A 2,295-nucleotide genomic window follows, 5' to 3' on the forward strand; every position below is an offset into this window, starting at 1 on the left:
TCGCGAACGTCCCCGAGATCGAAGACGAGATCGAGCTCGCGGTGCGGGAGGCCGCCCGCGAGCTGAAGTCGTTCCTCAGCAAGCGGCGCTCGATGCAGCAGCGCCGGGAGAAACAGGACGTGCTCGGCCGGATCCTCCCCGAGATGGCCGACAAGGTGAGCGAGGTGACCGGCCGACCGCGCCCCGACATCGACGGGGCCTTAGCGCGGATCATGAACAACGTCAGCGTCGGGCGCGAGGTGAACGGCGAGACGGTGACGCTCGTCGTCGAGAACCACTCGGACGTGAACGAACAGCTCGAGATCACGGACATCGTCTCGGCGGAGCCGACCGACCTCTCCGACGGGACCGTGGTGGACATGGACGGCGAGTGGTTCGTCCAGTGGAAGCCCGAGGTGCCCTCGGGCGACGAGCGGGAACTGACGTACGCGGTCGACGGCGACCCCGAGTTCGAGGTCAGCGTCGGCGGCGTGGAGACGGAGAAACTCACGGTGAACGACCAATGACGACCGAAAGCGACGCACGAGACGAGCTGATCGACCTGGCCGCTGACTTCTACGACCAGTTCGCGGCGGGCGACATTCCGGAGATGGAGTTGCCGACGCGAACGAAGAGTAACATCCAGTACGACACCGAAAGCGGCGTCTGGACCTACGGCGACCGCACCTCGACGCGGAGCGCCAACTCGGTTCGGGGGGCCCGCAAGCTGTTGAAGGCCGCGTACACGATCGAGTTCCTCGCGAACCAGCTCGACGAGGACCGCTCGTCGACCCTGCGTGAGCTGTACTACCTCTCCGAGTCGTGGGACAACGACGAGGCGCAGTTCTCCTCGCAGGACGAGTCGAACGACCTCGTCGAGGACTTGGAGATCGTCACGGGCGTCACCCGCGAGGACTTCCACATGCGCCCCGAGGAGTCGGGCGCGACCCTGATGGGACCGCTCCTCATCCGCGAACAGACGCGACGCGGGGAACGCGAGATACACTGTCAGGAGGACGTCGGCGCCGGCGGCTATCAGATCCCGAACAACCCGGACATGATCGAGTTTCTCGACGACGACATCGACTTCGCGCTCGCGGTCGAGACCGGCGGGATGCGCGATCGACTCGTCGAGAACGGGTTCGACGAGGACTACAACTGCCTCGTTATCCATTTGAAAGGCCAGCCGGCGCGAGCGACTCGCCGGATCACCAAACGCGTCCACGACGAACTGGACGTGCCGATCGCCGTCTTCGCCGACGGCGACCCCTGGTCCTACCGCATCTACGGCTCCGTCGCGTACGGCTCGATCAAGTCCGCGCACCTCTCGAAGTACCTCGCGACCCCGGAGGCGCGGTTCATCGGGATCCAGCCCGAGGACATCGTCGAGTACGACCTCCCCTCGGACCCGCTCTCTGACTCGGACGTGAACGCCCTAGAGTCCGAGCTGGAGGACCCGCGGTTCCAGACCGACTACTGGGAGGAGCAGATCGAGCTCCAGCTCGACATCGGGAAGAAGTCCGAACAGCAGTCGCTCGCGAGCCGCGGGCTCGACTTCGTCACCGACACGTACCTCCCCGAGCGCCTCGGGGAGATGGGCGTTATCTGATCGGCGTCGCCGGCGCGGGGCGCCTGAACGGCGCTACTCGTCTACGCCGTCGAGTTCGCCGACCGCGCGCCGCTCGCCGTCGGCGTCGCCGTTCGCGTATTTATAAACGACGCCGTCTTCCTCGTCGGCGGTCGCGTTGTGCGACCCGTCGCAGAGCGGCTTCGAGTCGGAGAGGCCGCACTGACAGACGTAGATGAGCCCGTCGTCGCCCTTGTCGTCGTCGTCGAGCACCGCCGGCCCCCGCTCCTCGTGCGTGACTTCTCTTGCCATGGGAGACGATTCGGCGCGAGGCTAAAACCGGTTGGGGCGGGGTGACCCGGCGGGCTCCGCGCCGACGCGTCGCCGCGGCCTCCGCGACCGCCGCAACCCCCTTGCCCGTGGGGCGCGTATCGACGGTATGAGCGAGACCGACGAGCGCGACCCGAGCGAGCTTACCGACGAGGAGTGGCGCGAGCGGCTCTCCGAGGAGGAGTACCGCGTCCTCCGCGAGAGCGGCACGGAGGCGAAGTTCTCCGGCGAGTACGTCGACCACCACCCCGACGACGGGGAGTACCGCTGTCGGGCCTGCGGCACCGTCCTCTTCGAGGCCGAGACGAAGTACGAGTCCGGCTGCGGCTGGCCCGCCTTCTACGCCGCCGAGGAGGAGTCCGTGACGACGACGATAGACACCAGCCACGGGATGCGCCGCACCGAGGTCCGGTGCGCGA

The 2,295-nt window shown here is 67.1% G+C and carries 3 protein-coding genes and 1 pseudogene; 3 read left to right on the top strand and 1 reads right to left on the bottom strand.

Annotation, left to right across the window (positions count from 1 at the left end; translation table 11 throughout):
• Both B9G38_RS16215 and B9G38_RS16220 read left to right on the top strand, forming a co-directional pair.
• Positions 1-506: pseudogene (locus B9G38_RS16215) on the top strand (DNA topoisomerase VI subunit B); the annotation flags it as partial.
• Positions 503-1,588: a DNA topoisomerase IV subunit A gene (locus B9G38_RS16220; RefSeq protein ID WP_086221067.1), complete on the top strand. Its 1,086-nt coding sequence runs from the start codon at positions 503-505 to the stop codon at positions 1,586-1,588. The pseudogene B9G38_RS16215 and the gene B9G38_RS16220, both read left to right, overlap by 4 nt.
• A gap of 33 nt (positions 1,589-1,621) precedes the next feature.
• Here the strand turns inward: B9G38_RS16220 and B9G38_RS16225 are convergent, their stop codons facing one another.
• Positions 1,622-1,858: a CDGSH iron-sulfur domain-containing protein gene (locus tag B9G38_RS16225; RefSeq protein WP_086221068.1), complete on the bottom strand. Its 237-nt coding sequence runs from the start codon at positions 1,856-1,858 to the stop codon at positions 1,622-1,624.
• Between the two features lie 127 nt (positions 1,859-1,985).
• On the opposite strand from B9G38_RS16225, the gene msrB reads away from it, so the two are divergent.
• The coding region (gene msrB / locus B9G38_RS16230) for a peptide-methionine (R)-S-oxide reductase MsrB (RefSeq protein ID WP_086221069.1) at positions 1,986-2,295 on the top strand (310 nt) is incomplete at its 3' end.

It is taken from the genome of Halorubrum sp. SD612, from assembly GCF_002135005.1.